This is a genomic window from Pseudomonas beijingensis, assembly GCF_030687295.1.
Taxonomy (GTDB): Bacteria; Pseudomonadota; Gammaproteobacteria; order Pseudomonadales; family Pseudomonadaceae; genus Aquipseudomonas; species Aquipseudomonas beijingensis.
The window spans coordinates 869142-889927 of the sequence record NZ_CP117425.1 but is presented as its reverse complement, the minus strand read 5'-3'; the positions used below and the strand labels follow the sequence as shown (position 1 = coordinate 889927).

The 20786-nt window shown below is 61.8% G+C and carries 18 protein-coding genes and 2 pseudogenes; 11 read left to right on the top strand and 9 right to left on the bottom strand.

Going from position 1 to position 20786, the window contains the following annotated elements:
- The first annotated feature begins 129 nt into the window (after nt 1–129).
- A complete protein-coding gene (locus PSH84_RS04140; RefSeq protein ID WP_014339596.1) occupies nt 130–735 on the top strand; it encodes a TetR/AcrR family transcriptional regulator in 606 nt (201 codons plus the stop codon).
- Nucleotides 736–861: 126 nt separating this feature from the next.
- On the opposite strand, the gene PSH84_RS04135 is transcribed toward PSH84_RS04140, so the two are convergent.
- Entirely contained in the window at nt 862–1320 is a 459-nt protein-coding gene (locus PSH84_RS04135) for an REP-associated tyrosine transposase (RefSeq protein ID WP_305467929.1), read from the bottom strand.
- A gap of 214 nt (nt 1321–1534) precedes the next feature.
- On the bottom strand, nt 1535–1975 hold the full coding sequence (locus tag PSH84_RS04130; RefSeq protein WP_122565969.1) for a GlcG/HbpS family heme-binding protein: 441 nt from the start codon (nt 1973–1975) through the stop codon (nt 1535–1537).
- Between the two features lie 268 nt (nt 1976–2243).
- Between PSH84_RS04130 and gcl the strand changes: the two are divergent.
- The 9 genes and pseudogenes from gcl (at nt 2244) to PSH84_RS04085 (ending at nt 13224) form a co-directional block, all read left to right on the top strand.
- Nucleotides 2244–4020, top strand: a pseudogene (gcl, locus tag PSH84_RS04125) (glyoxylate carboligase).
- A gap of 136 nt (nt 4021–4156) precedes the next feature.
- Complete coding sequence (hyi, locus tag PSH84_RS04120; protein WP_305482330.1) at nt 4157–4939, top strand: hydroxypyruvate isomerase; 783 nt, start codon at nt 4157–4159, stop codon at nt 4937–4939.
- 159 nt (nt 4940–5098) lie between these two features.
- A pseudogene (locus tag PSH84_RS04115) lies at nt 5099–5994 on the top strand (2-hydroxy-3-oxopropionate reductase).
- Nucleotides 5995–6143: 149 nt separating this feature from the next.
- Nucleotides 6144–7424 carry a glycerate kinase type-2 family protein gene (locus PSH84_RS04110; RefSeq protein WP_305467933.1) on the top strand — a complete coding sequence of 427 codons (1281 nt, stop codon included), beginning with the start codon at nt 6144–6146 and terminating at the stop codon, nt 7422–7424.
- The gene (pyk, locus tag PSH84_RS04105; protein WP_305482329.1) at nt 7414–8829 is read left to right on the top strand and encodes a pyruvate kinase; all 1416 of its coding nucleotides are present in this window, start codon (nt 7414–7416) and stop codon (nt 8827–8829) included. The genes PSH84_RS04110 and pyk overlap by 11 nt, the downstream gene beginning before the upstream one ends.
- A 122-nt stretch (nt 8830–8951) precedes the next feature.
- A complete protein-coding gene (locus PSH84_RS04100) occupies nt 8952–9851 on the top strand; it encodes an urea transporter (RefSeq protein ID WP_305482328.1) in 900 nt (299 codons plus the stop codon).
- A gap of 20 nt (nt 9852–9871) precedes the next feature.
- Nucleotides 9872–10693 carry an ion transporter gene (locus PSH84_RS04095; RefSeq protein ID WP_122565976.1) on the top strand — a complete coding sequence of 274 codons (822 nt, stop codon included), beginning with the start codon at nt 9872–9874 and terminating at the stop codon, nt 10691–10693.
- Nucleotides 10694–10786: 93 nt separating this feature from the next.
- A complete protein-coding gene (locus PSH84_RS04090) occupies nt 10787–11785 on the top strand; it encodes a sulfate ABC transporter substrate-binding protein (RefSeq protein ID WP_122565977.1) in 999 nt (332 codons plus the stop codon).
- 251 nt (nt 11786–12036) lie between these two features.
- Nucleotides 12037–13224, top strand: coding sequence for an MFS transporter (locus tag PSH84_RS04085; RefSeq protein ID WP_122565978.1), 1188 nt, complete (start codon nt 12037–12039; stop codon nt 13222–13224).
- A 61-nt stretch (nt 13225–13285) separates the two neighbouring features.
- Here the strand turns inward: PSH84_RS04085 and PSH84_RS04080 are convergent, their stop codons facing one another.
- From PSH84_RS04080 to PSH84_RS04065, 4 genes are all read right to left on the bottom strand, one after another.
- Nucleotides 13286–13477 (bottom strand): PLDc N-terminal domain-containing protein, encoded by a 192-nt coding sequence (locus tag PSH84_RS04080; protein ID WP_003204476.1) that lies wholly within the window; start codon nt 13475–13477, stop codon nt 13286–13288.
- Between the two features lie 63 nt (nt 13478–13540).
- Nucleotides 13541–14071, bottom strand: coding sequence for a hypothetical protein (locus PSH84_RS04075; protein WP_305482327.1), 531 nt, complete (start codon nt 14069–14071; stop codon nt 13541–13543).
- A gap of 192 nt (nt 14072–14263) precedes the next feature.
- Nucleotides 14264–14782: an ankyrin repeat domain-containing protein gene (locus PSH84_RS04070; protein WP_122565981.1), complete on the bottom strand. Its 519-nt coding sequence runs from the start codon at nt 14780–14782 to the stop codon at nt 14264–14266.
- A gap of 94 nt (nt 14783–14876) precedes the next feature.
- On the bottom strand, nt 14877–16703 hold the full coding sequence (locus tag PSH84_RS04065) for a long-chain-acyl-CoA synthetase (RefSeq protein WP_305482326.1): 1827 nt from the start codon (nt 16701–16703) through the stop codon (nt 14877–14879).
- 356 nt (nt 16704–17059) lie between these two features.
- Between PSH84_RS04065 and PSH84_RS04060 the strand changes: the two genes are divergently transcribed.
- Nucleotides 17060–17338: a DUF3509 domain-containing protein gene (locus tag PSH84_RS04060; RefSeq protein WP_003204481.1), complete on the top strand. Its 279-nt coding sequence runs from the start codon at nt 17060–17062 to the stop codon at nt 17336–17338.
- A 485-nt stretch (nt 17339–17823) separates the two neighbouring features.
- Here the strand turns inward: PSH84_RS04060 and PSH84_RS04055 are convergent, their stop codons facing one another.
- From PSH84_RS04055 to aroC, 3 genes are read right to left on the bottom strand one after another with little or no spacing between them, the layout of a single operon-like run.
- A complete protein-coding gene (locus PSH84_RS04055) occupies nt 17824–18357 on the bottom strand; it encodes a 1,2-dihydroxy-3-keto-5-methylthiopentene dioxygenase (protein ID WP_305482325.1) in 534 nt (177 codons plus the stop codon).
- 34 nt (nt 18358–18391) lie between these two features.
- Entirely contained in the window at nt 18392–19537 is a 1146-nt protein-coding gene (locus tag PSH84_RS04050) for an MFS transporter (protein ID WP_305482324.1), read from the bottom strand.
- A 34-nt stretch (nt 19538–19571) separates the two neighbouring features.
- On the bottom strand, nt 19572–20663 hold the full coding sequence (aroC, locus tag PSH84_RS04045) for a chorismate synthase (RefSeq protein WP_060741135.1): 1092 nt from the start codon (nt 20661–20663) through the stop codon (nt 19572–19574).
- Nucleotides 20664–20786 lie beyond the last annotated feature (123 nt).

The window sequence follows — 20786 nt, the reverse complement described above, 5'->3', positions numbered from 1 at the left end:
TGGCAAGCACTGGCGCCGAAGTTGAGTGCACGAATTAGCCACACAGGCCACTAGGGGCATTCTTGAGCGCCGCGCGAAGCCGGTGCTACCATGCGCCACCGCCAGAACAGGCAAGGAACCCCTGGGTTTATGAGCACAATCCGCGAGCGCAACAAAGAACTGATCCTGCGTGCCGCCAGCGAAGAATTTGCCGACAAGGGCTTCGCCGCGACCAAGACCAGCGACATCGCGGCCAAGGCTGGCCTGCCCAAACCCAACGTCTACTACTACTTCAAATCCAAGGAAAACCTCTACCGCGAAGTGCTGGAGAGCATCATCGAACCGATTCTCCAGGCCTCGACACCGTTCAATGCCGACGGCGTACCCGGTGAGGTGTTGAGTCACTACATCCGTTCCAAGATCCGCATCTCCCGCGACCTGCCCTTCGCTTCGAAAGTCTTCGCCAGCGAAATCATGCACGGCGCCCCCCACCTGAGCCCCGACCTGGTGGAACAACTCAACGCCCAGGCCCGGCACAACATCGACTGCATCCAGACCTGGATCGACCGCGGCCAGATCGCCCCCATCGACCCCAACCACCTGATGTTCAGCATCTGGGCCGCCACCCAGACCTATGCCGATTTCGACTGGCAGATCAGCGCCGTGACTGGCAAGGCGAAGCTGGATGAGGCGGATTACGAAGCGGCGGCGCAGACGATTATTCGGTTGGTGTTGAAGGGGTGTGAGCCAGACTGAAATACCGCAGTGCCCCCATTCGCGAGCAAGCCCGCTCCCACAGTTTCGCGGTGCTCACATACTTTATGCTCACCACAGGCTCTGTGGGAGCGGGCTTGCTCGCGAAAGCGGCAACTCGATTTCGAGTCAAAGCCAAATGGCATCCCACAGCGGATAATCGCCAAGCCGCTTCACCAGGCCTGCCCGTAGCGGGTTAGCGACGACATAGCGCGCCATTATGATCAACTCGTCCTCCCGCCGCAGGGCTCGGTCATGAAATCCTTGCTGCCAAAGGCTTCCAGCCCTTCCTGCCGCCTCGTTGACCCCCTTGGCACTGATGGATTTCACCTGACACATCAACTGCCCCAAAGACCCTCGATGCAGTCGAATCAACCAATGGACATGGTCAGGCATGACGACAAAGGCCAAGGAGTCCGCAATACCCTGCTCCTGGACCTTCCTGAACTGATGAATGACGACCCTCCCCAAGCCATAGTCTTCGAAGACCGGTTCGCGCTCCAGTGTATTGGCCGTCAATAAATAGATGCGGTTTTGCTCTGCATAGCGACCAATGCGCAGGCGGTGTGAAGCTGAGCGTGCAGGCATTCCGTTGCTCTCCTTTCCCAATGAAGTTCTGAAAGGCTAGCGCTGTGAATGCAACATCATGGTCAGACTTATTAGCCAGATGTGTCTGGCCGATTGCCTTCGCGAGCAAGCCCGCTCCCACAGGGGATTTGCGACGCTCACACATTTTGTGTCGATCGCCAGGCCCTGTGGGAGCGGGCTTGCTCGCGAAGGCGCCAGTCCGGTCACCACAGAATCAAGCAACCACCCCCACATCCGCCCTCAACTGCACCGCCTCCACGGCCCTGACCGCCACCTGCTCATCCACATCCGATACATCACCGCTGACACCAATCGCCCCCAGCACCCTCCCGTCCTGATCCCTGATCAACACCCCACCCGGGGCCGGTACGACGCTGCCCTGCCCCAATCCATTCAACGCGGCAAAGAATGCCGGGCGTTGCTGGGCGTCCTGGGCGAGCAGGCGCGAGCCTTTGCCCAGGGCGATGGCGCCCCAGGCCTTGCCGATGGCGATTTGCGGGCGAAGCAGGCTGGCGCCATCTTCGCGCTGCAAGGCAACCAGGTGTCCGCCACTGTCCAGGACCGCGACGGTCAAGGGCGCTGCGCTGATTTCACGACCCGCGGCAAGGGCTTGCCCGGCCAGGTTGACGGCGATTTTCAAGGTTAAAACGCTCATGGGTGCTGTCCTTCTTTTGTTATGGGAGAGCCTTGCGGGCTTCACTTTCAGAAAAACCGAACACCACAAATAGAACACAACACTCTATACTTTTGTATACAATAATTCTCACAAAGCACCTTTACCGACAAAAGACCTCAGCAAAACCTGGCCTTCCGACGAATGAAACAGGTGCTTGAGGAAAGGGATTGACCTGTGTCGTTAGCCGTGAATACACTCTGCACAAAGCCACTTGTATACAATTACAAAACGTAAGAGGCACAAAATAATGAGCAAAATGAGAGCAATCGAAGCCGCCGTTCTGGTGATGCGCCGTGAAGGCGTGGACACGGCCTTCGGCATCCCGGGTGCCGCGATCAACCCGCTGTACTCCGCCCTGCAGAAGGTGGGTGGCATCGATCACGTCCTCGCTCGCCACGTTGAAGGCGCCTCGCACATGGCCGAGGGCTACACCCGGACCAAGGCCGGCAACATCGGCGTGTGCATCGGCACCTCGGGCCCGGCCGGCACCGACATGGTGACCGGGCTCTACAGCGCTTCGGCCGATTCGATCCCGATTCTGTGCATCACGGGGCAAGCCCCCCGCGCCCGTATGCACAAGGAAGACTTCCAGGCTGTGGATATCACCAGCATCGTCAAACCCGTGACCAAGTGGGCCACCACCGTGCTGGAACCGGGCCAGGTGCCATATGCCTTCCAAAAAGCCTTCTTCGAGATGCGCTCCGGCCGCCCGGGCCCGGTGCTGATCGACCTGCCGTTCGACGTGCAGATGGCCGAGATCGAATTCGACATCGACGCCTATCAACCACTTCCGCTGGCCAAACCCGCGGCCAACCGCGTGCAGATAGAGAAAGCCCTGACGATGCTCAACCAGGCTGAGCGTCCATTGCTAGTGGCCGGCGGCGGCATCATCAACGCCGATGCCAGCGACCTGCTGGTGGAGTTCGCCGAGCTGACCGGCATCCCGGTTCATCCCCACCTTGATGGGCTGGGGCACCATTCCCGACGATCATCCGCAGATGGTCGGCATGGTCGGCCTGCAAACGTCCCACCGCTACGGCAATGCCACCTTGCTCAAGTCGGACGTGGTGCTGGGCGTTGGTAACCGCTGGGCCAACCGCCACACCGGTTCGGTGGACGTCTACACCGAAGGCCGCACGTTCATTCACGTGGACATCGAGCCGACCCAGATCGGCCGCGTCTTCACCCCCGACCTGGGCATCGTGTCCGACGCCGCCTCGGCCCTGACGGTGTTCATCGAAGTGGCCCGCGAGTGGCAAGCCGCCGGCAAGCTGAAAAACCGCAGCGCCTGGCTGCAAGACTGCCAACAACGCAAGGCCAGCCTGCAACGCAAGACCCACTTCGATAACGTGCCGGTCAAGCCACAGCGGGTGTACGAAGAAATGAATCAAGTGTTCGGCAAGGACACCTGCTACGTCAGTACCATCGGCCTGTCGCAGATCGCCGGGGCGCAGTTCCTCCACGTCTACAAGCCACGCCACTGGATCAACTGCGGCCAGGCCGGTCCCTTGGGCTGGACGATTCCGGCAGCGCTGGGGGTGGTCAAGGCCGACCCGAGTCGCAAGGTCGTGGCGCTGTCGGGCGACTATGATTTCCAGTTCATGATCGAAGAGCTGGCGGTGGGTGCGCAGTTCAAGCTGCCCTACATCCATGTCGTGGTAAACAACTCCTACCTGGGCTTGATTCGCCAGGCCCAGCGCGGATTCGACATGGACTACTGCGTGCAACTGTCCTTCGACAACCTCAACGCCCCGGAACTCAACGGCTATGGCGTGGACCACATCGCCGTGGCCGAAGGCCTGGGGTGCAAGGCGCTGCGGGTGTTCGAACCGGCCGGTATCCAACCGGCCCTGCGCCAGGCCCAGGCGATGATCGAGGAGTTCAAGGTGCCGGTGATCGTCGAGATCATCCTGGAGCGGGTGACCAACATCTCCATGGGCACCGAGATCAACGCCGTCAATGAGTTTGAAGACCTGGCGCTTGTGGGCAACGATGCACCGACAGCCATTTCGTTGCTCGATTGACCGATCGGCATCCCTGTGGGAGCGAGCTTGCTCGCGATGACGGCGCTACATTCAACCCGGATGCAAGCAGACACACCGCTATCGCGAGCAAGCTCGCTCCCACAGGGGGCCTGCCAACTTTCTACAGGAGACCACCATGCCGCGTTTCGCCGCCAACCTGTCCATGCTGTTCACCGAGCAGGATTTCCTCGCCCGTTTCGAAGCCGCCGCCAAGGCCGGTTTCAGTGGTGTCGAATACCTGTTCCCCTATGACTACAGCTCCGCCGAACTCAAGGCCCTGCTCGACGCCAACGGTCTGATCCAAGTGCTGTTCAACCTGCCGGCCGGCGACTGGGCCAAGGGCGAGCGCGGCATTGCCTGCCTGCCGGACCGCGTCGAGGAGTTCCGCGCCGGTGTCGACCTGGCCATCGCCTACGCCCAGGTATTGGGCAACACGCAGGTCAACTGCCTGTCGGGGATTCGCCCACAGAACTGCAGTGAAACCCTGGTGGAAAAAACCTTCGTCGCCAACCTGAAATACGCGGCCGAGAAGCTGCAGGCCAAAGGCATCAAGCTGGTGATGGAAGCCATCAACACCCGCGACATTCCCGGCTTCTACCTGAACAACACCGCCCAGGCCCTGTCGATCCGCGAGCAGGTGGGCAGCGCCAACCTGTTCCTGCAATACGACATCTACCACATGCAGATCATGGAAGGTGACCTGGCCCGGACCCTGTCGGCGCACCTGGGCGAAATCAACCACGTACAACTGGCGGACAACCCGGGCCGCAACGAGCCGGGTACAGGGGAAATCAACTACCGCTTCCTGTTCGAACACCTGGACCGCATCGGCTACCAGGGGTGGGTCGGCTGCGAATACAAACCACTGACCACCACCGAAGCGGGCCTGGGCTGGCTGAAAACCCACAACGCGATCTGACCCAACTCTTTCCCCCTGGGGGAGCGAGCTTGCTCGCGATGACGTCAGTAAAGCCAACATCACCGGCACTGACCCACCGCTATCGCGAGCAAGCTCGCTCCCACAGGAAAGCAGTCCCTCATTTGCCTGAAGCAGCGATAACAACAAGAGGATTTCCACATGGCTAAAATCGGATTTATCGGCACCGGCATCATGGGCCACCCCATGGCACTGAACCTGCAAAAGGCCGGTCACAGCCTGTTTCTGTCCCAGCACCACGACGCAGCCCCAGCCGACCTGCTGGCCGGTGGCGCGGTGGCGTTGGCCAACCCGAGGGAAGTGTGGCCCAGGAAGCCGAGTTCATCATCGTCATGGTCCCGGACACGCCCCAGGTCGACGACGTGCTGTTCCGCGCCGACGGCGTGGCGGCGGGCGTGGGCGCGGGCAAGGTGGTGATCGACATGAGCTCGATCTCCCCCACCGCCACCAAGGCGTTCGCAGCGAAGATCAATGAGGAAGGCGCGCAGTACCTCGATGCCCCGGTGTCCGGCGGTGAAGTCGGCGCCAAGGCCGCGACCCTGAGCATCATGGTCGGTGGCGACAGCGCCGCCTTCGAGCGTGCCCTGCCGCTGTTCCAGGCCATGGGCAAGAACATCACCCTGGTGGGCGGCAACGGCGATGGCCAGACTGCCAAAGTGGCGAACCAGATCATCGTCGCCCTGAATATCCAGGCGGTGGCCGAAGCGTTGTTGTTGTTCGCCGCGAAAAACGGTGCCGACCCCGCCAAGGTCCGTGAAGCGCTGATGGGCGGTTTCGCATCGTCGAAGATCCTCGAAGTGCATGGCGAACGCATGATCAAGGGCACCTTCGACCCAGGCTTCCGCATCAGCCTGCACCAGAAGGACCTGAACCTGGCCCTCCAAGGCGCCAAGGAACTGAACATCAACCTGCCCAACACCGCCAACGCGCAGCAAGTGTTCAGCACCTGCGCGGCCATTGGTGGCAGCAACTGGGATCACTCGGCGCTGATCAAGGGGTTGGAGCATATGGCCAATTTCTCCATCCGCGACAACTGACACACCGCCCCCCTTGTGGGAGCGGGCTTGCTCGCGAAGGCGGTGTGTCAGTCAACACTTCATTGACAGATAGATCCCCTTCGCGAGCAAGCCCGCTCCCACAGGAGGCTGCGTTGCCCTTCAAATAACAAGAATCCAGGGAGCCCGCCATGTCGGTCGATCCGCAACAACTGCTGCGCGAGCTGTTTGCCACAGCCATCGACGCGGCCCATCCGCAGCACGTCCTTGAACCCTACCTGCCCCGCGACCGCAGCGGCCGGGTGATCGTCATCGGCGCCGGCAAGGCCGCGGCGGCCATGGCGCAGGTGGTTGAGCGCTGCTGGCAGGGCGAAGTGTCCGGCCTGGTGGTGACCCGCTACGGTCACGGCGCGCCCTGTCAGAAAATCGAAGTGGTGGAAGCCGCCCACCCGGTGCCAGACGCCGCTGGCCTGGCCGTGGCCCAGCGAGTGCTGGGGCTGGTGAGCAACCTCAGCGAAGACGACCGGGTGATCTTCCTCTTGTCTGGCGGCGGTTCCGCCCTGCTCGCCTTGCCGGCCGACGGCATCACCCTGGCTGACAAGCAATCGATCAACAAAGCCCTGCTCAAATCCGGCGCGACCATCGGCGAGATGAATTGCGTGCGCAAGCACCTCTCGGCGATCAAGGGCGGGCGCCTGGGCAAGGCCTGCTGGCCGGCGACGGTGTACACCTACGCGATTTCCGACGTACCCGGGGACCTCGCCACGGTCATCGCTTCCGGCCCCACCGTGGCCGACCCCAGCACATCGGCCGAAGCCCTGGCGATTCTCCAGCGCTACCACATCGAGGTGCCGGCGTCGGTGCGCAACTGGCTGCAAAGCCCGGCATCGGAAACCGTCAAGCCCGGCGACCCGAGCCTGGCCCGCAGTCATTTCCAACTGATCGCCCGCCCCCAGCAATCCCTGGAAGCCGCAGCGGTGAAGGCTCGCCAAGCCGGTTTCAGCCCGTTGATCCTCGGCGACCTGGAAGGCGAATCCCGGGAGGTGGCAAAAGTCCACGCCGGCATCGCCCGGCAAATCGCCCTGCACGGCCAGCCACTGGCGGCACCGTGCGTGATTCTCTCTGGCGGCGAAACCACCGTCACCGTGCGCGGCAATGGCCGTGGCGGGCGCAATGCCGAATTCCTGCTGAGCCTGACCGACAGCCTCAAGGGCCATCCCGGCATCTACGCGCTGGCCGGTGATACGGACGGTATCGACGGTTCCGAAGACAACGCTGGCGCCCTCATGACCCCGGACAGCTATCGTCGCGCCGCCGAGCTAGGCCTGAACGCCAGCGACGAGTTGGATAACAACAACGGCTACGGCTACTTCGCCGCCTTGGATGCGCTGATCGTCACTGAACCGACCCGCACCAACGTCAACGACTTTCGCGCCATCCTGATCCTCGAGAACCCCAACCATGACGCCTGATAAAAAGGTCAAGATCCTCGCAACCCTCGGCCCCGCCACCCGTGGCATCGATGACATCCGCGCGCTGGTGCAGGCCGGCGTGAACATCTTCCGCCTGAACTTCAGCCACGGCGAGCATGCCGACCACGCCCAGCGCTACCAGTGGATTCGTGACGTCGAGCAGCAGCTCAATTACCCCCTGGGCATCCTGATGGACCTGCAAGGCCCGAAGCTGCGGGTTGGCCAATTCGCCGACGGCAAGGTCCTGCTACAACGGGGCCAGGCCCTGCGCCTGGACCTGGACCCGACACCGGGTGATCAACGCCGGGTCAACCTGCCCCACCCGGAAATCATCGCGGCCCTGGAGCCCGGCATGGACCTGCTGCTGGACGACGGCAAGTTGCGCCTGCGCGTGACCGCCAGGCACCGCGACGCCATCGACACCGAAGTGCTCAACGGCGGCGAGCTGTCGGACCGCAAAGGCGTGAACGTGCCCCAGGCCGTGCTCGACCTGAGCCCGTTGACCGCCAAGGACCGGCGCGACTTGAGTTTCGGCCTGGAACTGGGCGTGGACTGGGTGGCGTTGTCGTTCGTCCAACGCCCCGAAGACATCCGCGAGGCTCGTGCGCTGATCGGCAACAAGGCGTTCCTGATGGCGAAGATCGAGAAGCCCTCGGCGGTGAGCCAACTGCGGGAAATCGCCGAATTGAGCGACGCGATCATGGTCGCCCGTGGCGACCTGGGGGTCGAAGTCCCGGCCGAAAGCGTGCCGCAGATTCAGAAAAATATCATTGGCACCTGCCGCGCCCTGGGCAAACCGGTGGTGGTGGCGACCCAGATGCTTGAGTCGATGCGCTTTTCCCCGGCGCCCACCCGTGCCGAAGTCACCGATGTGGCCAACGCCGTGGCCGAGGGCGCTGATGCAGTGATGCTGTCGGCGGAAACCGCCTCCGGTGATTACCCCCTCGAAGCCGTGCAGATGATGAGCAAGATTATCCGCCAGGTGGAAAATGGCCCCGACTACCAGGCGCAGCTGGACGTCAGCCGGCCGAAAGCCGAGGCCACGGTGTCGGATGCCATCAGCTGCGCGATCCGACGCATCAGCAGCATCCTGCCGGTGGCGGTGCTGGTGAACTACAGCGAATCGGGCAGCTCCAGCCTGCGGGCGGCGCGGGAACGGCCGACGGTGCCGATCCTCAACCTCACGCCGAACCTGCAGGCCGCCCGCCGCCTGACGGTAGCCTGGGGCGTGCACTCGGTGGTCAATGACCGGTTGAAGCAGGTGGATGAAGTCTGCTCCACCGCCCTGGAAATCGCCCAGGCCCAAGGCATGGCCCAGCGCGGCGATACCTTGCTGATCACCGCGGGCGTGCCGTTCGGGCAGCCGGGGTCGACCAATTCGCTGCGCATTGAGACGTTGCTCTAGCGTTTGTACTGGCCTCATCGCGAGCAAGCTCGCTCCCACAGGGGTTTGTGATCGCCGCAAATCCAGTGTGGGAGCGAGCTTGCTCGCGATAAGGGCAACTCGGTCCATCAGACATACCCATCATGCCTAACACCCACTGCCCCGACTGGGCCACCGCCCTGCTAAACGGCTTCAGCCAAATCTTCCTCCAGCGCCATCCGCTGTGCGGCCTGCTGTGCCTGCTGGCGATCCTGCTCACGGCGCCCGCCCTGTTCGGCGGCGCGTTGCTCGGCGGGGTGGCCGGGTTGCTGACGGCCCAGCGACGCGGTTACGCCAAGGCCGACCGGCAAGCCGGGCTGTTCAGCTACAACGGCATCCTGCTGGGCTTGCTGCTGAGCCTCGCGTTGCCCTGGTCCGTGCTGTTGCCGCCGTTGATCCTCGCCGCAGGCGGCCTCAGCGCGATGCTGACCCAGCAGTGGCTCAAACGCACCCGAGGCCCTCGCTGCCTGCCCGCCTACACCGCGCCCTTTGTCGGATTGGCTTGGCTACTGACGGGGTTCACCCTGCCGTCATCCCCCGCCACCGCGATTGAAATGACGATACCCAACCTGCTGGCCGCGCTTCTGAGCGGACTGGGCCAGGTCATGTTTCTCGGCCACCCGGCGGCCGGTGCGCTGATCGCCGCCGGCCTGCTGCTGGCCAACCGGCGCGCCGTCGCGTGGGCATTGTTCGCTTCCGCCGTCGGCCTGGCCTTCACCTTGTCGCAACATGAAAACGCAACCGCCCTCTCCGGGCTGGGCGGCTACAACCCGGTGTTGGTAGCGCTGGCCCTCAGCCAACAACGCCGCCCATGGCTACCACTGACGGGCATCTGCCTGGCGGTCGTGCTCACGCCAGGTTTTATCGCCCTTGGCCTGCCGCCCCTGACGGCACCGTTCATCCTGGCCTGCTGGCTGATCCAGGCCACCAGCCGGGCGTGGCACCAGGCCAGCCTCGACAGCGCGCCTTGCGCTCTACGGGGCAATCACCCTAGGCTTCGCTGATTCCGGTTCAGGCGACGAGTATGGACAGCAGCAACTGGCGTGAACGCCTCTACGTGATCATTTTCCAGACCGACACCGTGGCCGGCCGGCGCTTCGACAGCACCCTGCTGTTGATCATCCTCGCCAGCCTGGTGATCGTGATGCTCGACAGCATCGACAGCGTGCACAAAAACTACGCGACCCTGCTGGCCGCTATCGAGTGGGGCTTTACCTTCATCTTCATCGTCGAGTACGGCCTGCGCCTGTATTGCTCGCCCAAGCCGCTGCGCTATGCCTTCAGTTTCTACGGGCTGGTGGATCTGCTGGCGATCGTGCCGGGGATCCTGGCGCTGTACTACAGCGATGCCCAATACCTGCTGATCATTCGGATCATCCGCATGCTGCGGATTTTCCGCGTGCTCAAGCTCAGCCCTTACCTCAAGCAGGCCAACTACTTGATGGCGGCGCTGCGCGGGAGCAAGCAGAAAATCATCGTGTTCCTGGTCAGCGTCTCGACCCTGGTGACCGTCTTCGGCACGCTGATGTATGTCATCGAAGGGCCCGAGCACGGTTTCACCAGCATTCCCAAGGGCATCTATTGGGCTATCGTGACACTGACCACCGTAGGCTTCGGCGACATCGTGCCCAAGACGCCCCTGGGCCAAGTGGTGTCGTCTCTGGTGATGATCACCGGTTACTCGATCATCGCCGTGCCAACGGGTATTTTCACGGCTGAACTGGCCACGGCCATGCGCGGTGACCAGCTCAAGCACGATTGCCCGGTGTGCAGCAAAAACAACCATGAACATGGCGCCGCCTTCTGCTCCCGTTGTGGCAATGCGCTGTTTAAAAAATTGGAATAAGCAAAGCACTTTTTGATGCTTGAAGGTCTATAGGCTTGCAGCTAGTGTGCTGGCTAATTGCCCGGAACCCCCGTTAATAAAAAGGAATTCGCAGTGAAGAACTTCTTTGGCGCCTCCCTTCTCGCCGCTGGCCTGACCTTCGGCAGCCTGGCCCACGCCGCCCCGACCCTGCTCAACGTTTCCTACGACGTGATGCGTGATTTCTACAAGGACTACAACGCCGCCTTCCAGAAGCACTGGCAGGCCGAGCACAACGAAAACATCACCGTGCAGATGTCGTTCGGCGGCTCCAGCAAGCAGGCACGCTCGGTGATCGATGGGCTGCCGGCGGATATCATCACCATGAACATGGCCACCGACATCAACGCCCTGGCGGACAACGGCAAACTGGTGCCCGAGAACTGGGTCACCCGCCTGCCGAACAACAGCGCGCCGTTCACCTCGGCCACGGTATTCATCGTGCGCAAAGGCAACCCGAAAGCACTGAAAGACTGGCCCGACCTGCTCAAGGACGGCGTGCAAGTGATCGTGCCCAACCCGAAGACCTCCGGCAACGGTCGCTACACCTACCTGTCGGCCTGGGGTTACGTGCTGAAAAATGGCGGTGACGAGAACAAGGCCAAGGCCTTCGTCGGCAAACTGTTCAAGCAGGCGCCAGTACTGGACACCGGCGGTCGCGCCGCGACGACCACCTTCATGACCAACCAGATCGGCGACGTGCTGGTGACCTTTGAAAACGAGGCGGAAATGATCGCCCGCGAGTTTGGCCGCGACCAGTTCGAAGTGATCTACCCAAGCGTTTCCGCCGAGGCCGAGCCACCGGTCAGCGTGGTCGACAAAGTCGTCGAGAAAAAAGGCTCCCGCGAAGCCGCCGAGGCGTACCTCAAATACCTGTGGTCGCCTGAAGGCCAGGAAATCGCCGCCGCCAACTACCTGCGCCCACGGGACCCGGCGGTGCTGGCCAAATACACCGACCGCTTCCCGAAAGTGGACTTTTTGTCCGTGGAAAAAACCTTCGGCGACTGGCGCACGGTGCAGAAGACTCACTTCAATGACGGTGGGGTTTTCGACCAGATCTATAGCGGGCAGTGAGGCACTGATCGCATAGGGTTGCCAGAGAGCTTTTGTGGCGAGGGAGCTTGCTCCCGCTGGGTGGCGAAGCCACCCTGAAAACGATGAGCGCTTCGCACTCAAGTGGGAGCAAGCTCCCTCGCCACATAAAGCGCTCATCACAGCAACCATCATCAACCACAAGCATGTCTGGTATCAGCCACAAAGCCTGTTCCAGAGCAGCACAACTCTTTAGCCTCACGCCATCTTTCCTGTTCACTGACGAGATTGCCATGAGTGCCCACCCCGCAACCCTGACCCGAGGCATGGTCCTGCTGTTCGCTTTTTGCTGCGGCGCCATCGTCGCCAACATCTACTACGCCCAACCCATCATCGAACTGATCGCCCCCGATGTCGGCCTGAGCAGCACCATGGCCAGCCTGATCGTTTCGCTGACCCAGATCGGTTATGCCCTGGGCCTGTTTTTCCTGGTGCCGCTGGGGGACTTGCTGGAGAACCGGCGGCTGATGATCATCACCACGCTGGTGGCGATTGCCAGCCTGTTGGGGGCGGCGTTCACTGACCAGCCGAATGTGTTCCTGCTGGTCTCGCTGCTGGTGGGGTTCAGTTCGGTGTCGGTACAAGTCCTGATTCCGCTGGCCGCGCACCTGGCGCCGGAGGAATCCCGGGGGCGGGTCGTCGGGGGGATCATGGGCGGCCTGCTGCTGGGGATCCTGCTGGCGCGGCCGATCTCCAGCGTCGTGGCCGATCACTTCGGCTGGCGGGCCATGTTCATCATCGCCGCCGCGTTGATGGCCGCGATCAGCATCGTCCTGGCGCTGACCGTGCCCAAGCGCCAGCCCGACCATAGCGCTTCCTATGGCCAACTGCTGGGTTCACTCGGCACCCTGCTGCGCCAACAACCGCTGTTGCGGCAACGGGCGTTCTACCAAGCCTGCATGTTCGCCACGTTCAGCCTGTTCTGGACTGCCGTGCCGCTGGAACTGTCACGCAACCATGGCCTGTCCCAGACTGAAATCGCCCTGTTTGCCCTGGTCGGCGCCATCGGTGCCATCGCCGCGCCCATCGCCGGTCGCCTGGCGGATGCCGGCCATACCCGCAACGCCTCGCTGCTGGCGATGCTGTTCGCCAGCCTGAGTTTCCTGCCGGCGTTCATCCATCCGCTCTACAGCGTGATCGGCCTGGCGGTGACCGGCGTGGTCCTGGATTTCTGCGTGCAAATGAACATGGTCCTGGGCCAGCGCACCATCTACGCCCTCGATGCCAAGAGCCGCAGCCGGCTGAATGCGTTGTACATGACCAGCATCTTCGTCGGCGGCGCCTTCGGTTCATCGATTGCCAGTGCGGTGTACGAGCACGGCGGCTGGTTGTGGGTGGTGATCGTCGGCAGCGCCTTCCCGCTGTTGGCCTTGCTGCGCTTCTTGAGTGCCTCGCGCAAGCCAGCCCTGGCCACGGCCTGAAACCCCACGCATAAAAAAATGCCCGTTCGCTTGAAGCGATCGGGCATTTTCATTGGAGCGGTCAGATCCGCACGTTGCCCCGCGGCCCGGCAATCGCCCAGATGATCAGGCCCAGGACCGGCAACAGCAGGATCAGCAGCACCCAGAGGATTTTCATCCCGGTTTCCGCGCCACTCTTGAGGACATTGATGATCGCCCAGATATCGAGCGCCAGGATAATCAGGCCGACCAGGCCGTTGAAGGTGGAACCCATGGTGTCGCTCCCAAATGGTGATGTGCACCCTTAGGATAGCGGGCCCCCGGCATGGGTTCCGTTTTATATGTGAACCGCGACCTTGAGGGCTTCCAGGGCCGGCGCGGCGGCGATGCCGACTTCGGCACACAATTCCAGCACTCGCGGCACGTCGTTGCCGTACACCAGCACCATTTGCAACTCATCGTCGAGCAACTGGCTGAAGTTCATCAACACATAGCCACCGTTTTCCTTGTTCAAGCTGCTCATCTGGATCTGGATACGGTTGAGCGCGGTCAGGGCTTCGGTTTTCGCCAATTGCTTGGGCTTGAGGCTGAACGCCACGCCAGGGCCGAACGAGGCAACGATCTGCTCGAACAGGTCCACGTAGGTGTCCGCCTGGAACAGCACGGTGTCTGGCAGGCTGCCCGCCACCACCCATTCCCCCAACGGGATCGGGAAGGTGTCGTCGTAGTTGATATCGGGGTTGGCCGTCAGGAAAGCCGCCGGATCGGCGTAGGCCTGGGCCGCTTCGTCAGCGATTCGTTCAATGTCAGCCTCGCCAAGGCAGCCGGAGCTGATTTTGCCGATGAGTTCGATGAGGGCGGCTTTCATGGGGATGAATCCTGTGGCGAAGGGTGTTTTGAGGGCGGGCAGGATAGCGCATTCGCATGCGGATTAGGATTGGAGAAGGACCTGTGGTGAACGAGCATTTTGTGGGAGCAAGGCTTGCCCGCGATGAAAACAACGCGGTTTCTCTGGAAACGAGGTGCCTGTATCGCGAGCAAGCTTTGCTCCCACAGCCTATCAGCCCAACATCTTTTCCAACTGCGCCGTGGTGTCCACCGCGCCCATGGTCCGGGCGGCATCAAGGGCCGAGACGCCGTTGGCATCCTTGGCTTTCGGGTCGGCGCCTTTGCCGATCAGGTAGTCGACGATTTCCACCCGGTTGAACATCGCCGCCATCATCAAGGCGGTACGGCCATCGAAGGAGGCGCCTTCCACTTGCGCGCCGCCGTCCACCAGCGCCGCGACCACGGCCAGGTCGCCCTTGAACGCCGCGCCGGCAATCGGGCTCTGGCCGTTGTCGTTGCGGATTTCCGGATCGGCTTTGTGCTCCAGCAACACTTTCACCGTTTCCACATGCCCGTGGTAAGCGGCCAGCATCAACAGGGTGTCGCCCTTGTGGTTGCGCAGGTTGGGCGGCAGGCCCTTGCTCAGCAGCGCGGCCATCATGGCCGCGTCGCCCTGGCGTGCGACGTTGAACACCTGCTCGGCAAACTCGGCAGCCTCTTCCGGGGTCATCTGGCGGCTTGTATCGGACATGGGAAACTCCACTCGGCTCTTCGCAAAGCGGCTAGTTTCCCGAGGGACCTGGGCGCTGTCATCCCTTTTTTCACTGTGCCCGCCATAGCCAGAATCAATAACGCAATTGTCCGTCCTGAATCCGGGTCGCCAATTGTCGGTCGACCCGCACGTACGTATCAGTGCCCGGCAGCCAGGCATAGACCGGCTCATCCCCCATGATGCACGGGTCGAACCCTTCAGCCTTGAGGCGCGTTTTCTGGTACTTGAAGGTGCCGGTGGTATCCATCTTCACCTTGATGCGCAGGAACAGCGGCACGGCATAAGCGGGCAATTTACATTGCAGGAATTGCAGCAACTCGCTGAAGTCCAGGGTCGCCAGGGATTCGGACGGGGTGATCGCCGCCATGCCGGCACGGCCATTGGTGCCATTGATCTCCACGCCATAAGCCACCGCCTCGGCCACCTGCGGGTGTTGCAGCAAAACGTTTTCGACTTCCGTGGTGGAGACGTTTTCGCCTTTCCAGCGATAGGTGTCGCCAAGGCGGTCAACAAACCGCCCATGCCCGAAGCCGATGTTGCGCAGCAGGTCCCCGGTGTTGAAATAACGGTCGCCCGGCGCAAAGGCATCCCGGCAGATAGTCTTTTCGGTCAAGGCCTGATCGGTATAGCCGTCCAGTGGCGCCTTCTCGTCGATCCGCGCCAGCAGCAGTCCCGGTTGGCCCCTGGGTACTTTTTGCATGTGCCCTTGCAGGTTGCGCAACGGCAGGCCACTGGCATGGTCGTACTGCACCAGCTCCCAGCCCATCAGGGAGAACCCGACGGTGTTGTCGAAATTCAGGATGTTGGTGAAACCGATATTGCCGTCGCTGGCTGCATATAGCTCGCAGATATGATCGATACCGAAACGCGTCTTGAAGGCCGACCAGGCCCCGGGCCGCAGGCCATTGCCGATCATTTTCTTTACGCCGTGGTGGCGGTCATTGGCAGCGACAGGCTGGTCGATCAGGTAGCGGCACAACTCACCGACGTACCCCAGCGTGGTCGCCCGGTAGCGGCGTACGTCACTCCAGAACTGGCTGGCGCTGAACTTGCGTCGAATCGCGAACCCCGATGCCCCACAGATCGCCGCCCCCCAACACACGCACAGGCCCGTGGCGTGGTACAGCGGCAAGGTGCAATAGACGACATCGTCGGGCTGCATGTCCAGGGCGATCAGACCGAAGCTGGTGGACGTGCGCATCCAGCGACCGTGGCGAAACACCCCGGCCTTGGGCAGCCCGGTGGTGCCCGAGGTGTAGAGGTAAAAACACGGATCGTTGCAGAAAACCTCCCGGCTGCACGCCGGGTTATCGTCCGGGTAATCCTCGCAACCGGCCAACAGGTCGATGAAACCGGACGGGGCATCGGTACTGTCCTGATCCGCCAGCCACCAGGCCCTGCTGCTCGACAGTGCGGTGCGCGCTCGCACATCGTTGAAAGCCGCGACCCGCTCATCCCCGACCACTACCGCGACCGGGTTGACCAGGGCCAGGCTGTGCACCAACGCATCACCGGTTTGCGAGGTGTTGAGCATGGCGCTGACCGCGCCAACCTTGGCCATCGCCAGCACGCTGATCAACAGCTGTGGCCGGTTCTCGATGAAGATCGCCACGCAATCGCCCTTGCCGATGCCTTGGGCCAACAGGTAATGGGCGATGCGATTGGCCTGCGCGTTGACCTGTGCATAACTCAACACCGTATCGCCACACAGCAGTGCCGGCCCCTGGGGATTGCGTTGGGTGGCCTGCTCGAAACACCAGCCCAGGCCACATGGCTGGGTCGGGTCCTGGACATTGGCCAGCTTCATGCCCTTGACGATCCGGGGTACGACTCTGGCGATGGCGGGCAGCTTGCGCAGCATCATGCCCCAGGTAATGGCGTCGCTGGGTGTACGACTCATGGTGTTCTTCCCCGTTCGACCTCGTGGGTCTCGGTTCTTGTTATCGGGCTGGCGGTGATTTTGGCTCGAAAGTACGCTGGCGATTGCGGCGCTGTACATGCGGTTTTTGCAATGTTTTGTATCCGCTGCCGGAGCCAGGAGGTGCGTGAGCGCCGGAAAACGATTTGGTTCCAAAAATCGTTGCTCGACCCCGCAAAATGCAGGATGCACGATGAGCATTCATGCAAGATGCACGAAAGCGAAAATAGAGAAAAAACATAACGTATTGTTTTTAAAGTATTTTTTATAAGAGCAAATGCTGGCACAGACAGTGCAACCACCTCTCCACGGTTTGCCACACCATGGAGCAGTCAACTATGAACATGATTCAAGAAAAGTTTGCATCCCTGTTTTCCAACTACGAAGTGACCACTCAGCCCCGCCCGGATGGCGGCATTTTGCTGACCTTGCGTAATAGTGACGGCAAGCTGTTCAAACGCACGATTTCCTATGCTCAATTGCATGCTGGGGATCAGTTGTCCTGGGCGATCAGCGCGATTCGTCGTGACTTGGCTGAACAGGCTAGCGAGTTGCCACAGATCACCTTGTTGCAGAGCCAGCATCGGTTTGCGCTGCCGACTTACCATAGCGCTTGAGTCTGCTGGAAAATCCGCTTTGCTGTTCACTTGGAAACGGCGCTTTTTCAGAGATGGGAAGCGCCGTTTTTTTGTGCGTTGGGAGAGGCTGCTTTGGTGTGTATATCCATTTCTGCGGTAACGGCTACTGACGGTTCCGCTTTTACAGCGGCTCACTTTTGAAGAGCGCAAAAGTAACCAAAACGCTTTTGCCCCACCACTCGGTGCCTCGCTTAGGCTCGGCATGCCTGAACGAAGGCATTGCTCCGTGGGCAACCCGGCATGGATGCCGGGTTAGCCGCGCTGGGCCATGGATGGCCCTTCGCGGCGGCCCACGGAGCAATGCCGGAGTGAGGGCACACCGAGCCTAAGCGAGGTGCCGAGTGGTGGGGCAAAGCGTTTTTGGTTACTTTTGGCGCTCTTCCAAAAGTGACCCGCCGTAAGGGCGGAACCCTAAGCCGCCGTTACCGAAATAACGGATATACACACCAACCCTAAGAACGCGGTCAATCCTCCAGACGAGGAAACCGGCGAGCAATATCATCCCCAGTAAGCTCAGCAACCAACCCCTGCGAACCACCAGACAAACGAATCGAAACAAAATACGGCCGCTCTCCCCCGTCAAACCAATGCGCCGTACCGGCAGGCACCGTGATCAAGTCATTCCTCTCACACAGCACCGCATAGACATAATCGCCAATGTGCAGGTTAAACAACCCCCGACCAGCAACGAAAAATCGTACTTCGTCCTGGCTATGGCGGTACTCATCAAGCACCCCTGCTTGTTCCGGATGATCGCAGCTGACACTGACCACATCGACCGCAACATAACCGCGCTCAGTCATCACCCCATCGATCCGAGCCTGGTAAGCCGCAATAATCTCCTCCTCACTGGCCCCAGGCTGAATGTTCGCCGCCGCTTCCCAGCGATCAAAGCGAACACCTTGCTCAGCCAAGGTCGCGGCAATGTCCTCAAAATGAGTCAACACCTTGTTCGGAATCTCAGGGCTCGAAACGTGATAGACGGACAGGCTACTCATGACAATGGCTCCAGCAAATTAACGGTTCGAAGGCTCATGGCCGGTCCTCTTGCATACGTGTCGCAATGATAACGGCTGCCGCGAAGGCCGCGAGGCTGGCAAGACTGAACGTCCAACTGGCGCCCAGGGCGTTCCAGCTGTACCCGGAGTACAACGCGCCCAAGGCCCCGCCCGTGCCGGCCAACGCTGCATACAGCGCCTGCCCCTGGCCTTGCTGGCGAGGGCCGAAGCTGCGTTGCACGAAATGGATGGCGGCGGCATGAAAGCTGCCGAAGGTCGCCGCATGCAGCACCTGGGCAAACAACAACACCCAGAGAAACTCGGCCAGCGAGCCCAACAACAGCCAGCGCAACGCCGCCAACAGGAAACTCGCCAGCAGTACCCGGCGCACGGAAAACCGCGCCAGGATCCGGCTCATCAGCAGGAAGACCAACACTTCCGCCACCACACCGACCGCCCAAAGCATGCCGATCAAGCCGCGACTGTAGCCCAGGCGTTCGAGGTGCAGCGTCAGGAAGGTGTAATACGGCCCGTGGCTCACTTGCATCAGGCCCACGCAGGTGTAGAACGCCAGTACGCCAGGGTTGCGCAGTTGCCGCAGGAAGCCCTCCCCCGCGACTCGCGGCCCCTGCAGTGGCTGGGCGTTGGGCACCCAGAAGCTGGCGAGGACGATGCCGGCCATGATCAACACCAGCGCCAGCGGGTAGATGTCCAGGCTCAGCCATTCGAACAAGCGGCCGAGCACGACCACGGTGATGATGAAACCGATAGAGCCCCACAGGCGGATCTGGCTGTAGCGCGAGGCCTGCCCGCTCAAGTGGGCCAGGGTGATGACTTCGAATTGCGGCAGCACCGCGTGCCAGAAGAACGCGTGCAGCGCCATGACCATCGCCAGCCAGGCGTAGCTTTTGTCGATGAAGATCAGCGAGAAGGTCAGCAGCGTACAGATCGCGCCAAAGCGCACGATCGCCAGGCGTCGGCCGGTGTAATCCCCCAGCCAGCCCCAGATGTTCGGCGCCACGCAGCGCATCAGCATCGGGATCGCCACCAGCTCGCCGATGCGCGCCGCGTTGAAGCCCAGGTGATCGAAATACAGCGCCAGGAACGGCGCCGTCGAACCGAGCAGCGCGAAATAGAACAGATAGAAGCTGGAGAGCCGCCAGTACGGCAGTGCCGCCATGGTCGTCAGGCCACGGCGGCTGGCAGGCAGGCCATCAAAGTTGTCCCAGCACCGGGGTGCTGACGCGGACGTCGGCGTTCTGGCCGCGATGACGCAGCAGGTGATCCATCAGCACGATGGCCATCATCGCTTCGGCGATGGGCGTGGCACGAATGCCGACGCACGGGTCGTGACGGCCCTTGGTGATCACATCCACCGGGTTGCCATGGATGTCGATGGAGCGCCCCGGCGTGGTGATGCTGGACGTCGGCTTCAAGGCCAGGTGCGCCACGATCGGCTGGCCCGAGGAAATGCCGCCAAGGATGCCGCCGGCATTGTTGCTGAGGAAACCGTCCGGGGTCAGTTCGTCACGGTGCTCAGTGCCGCGCTGGGCGACGCAGGCGAAACCGGCGCCGATCTCCACGCCCTTCACCGCGTTGATGCTCATCAGCGCGTGGGCCAGCTCGGCGTCGAGGCGGTCGAAGATCGGCTCGCCCAGGCCCGGCATCACGCCTTCGGCCACCACGGTGATCTTCGCGCCGACCGAATCCTGGTCCCTGCGCAGTTGGTCCATGTAGGCCTCGAGTTCCGGCACCTTGTCCGGGTCGGGGCAGAAGAACGCGTTCTGTTCCACCGAATCCCAGGTCTTGAACGGTATTTCGATGGGGCCCAACTGGCTCATGTAGCCACGAATCACGATGCCCTGGCTGGCCAGGTATTTCTTGGCAATTGCCCCGGCCGCCACGCGCATGGCGGTTTCTCGGGCAGAGCTGCGGCCGCCGCCACGGTAGTCGCGCTCACCGTATTTATGGTGGTAGGTGTAGTCGGCGTGGGCCGGGCGGAACAGGTCCTTGATGGCCGAGTAGTCCTTGGACTTCTGGTCAGTGTTGCGAATCAGCAGGCCAATGGCGCAGCCGGTGGTGCGCCCTTCGAACACGCCGGACAGGATTTCGACTTCATCGGCTTCCTGGCGCTGGGTGGTGTGGCGGCTGGTGCCGGGCTTGCGGCGGTCGAGGTCACGCTGCAGGTCGTCCAGGGAAATCTCCAGGCCCGGCGGGCAGCCGTCGACAATGGCGACCAACGCCGGGCCATGGCTTTCGCCCGCGGTGGTGACAGTGAACAGCTTGCCGTAGGTATTGCCGGACATGCAGGGTGCTCCGTGAAAAACGCTGAGAGACTCAACCTTGGATTCGTAGTGGGCGCCAGTATACGCAGGCTCCCCGCGTAGTTCATCCTCGAACCTTATCGGCGACCACCAGTCCAACCGGCA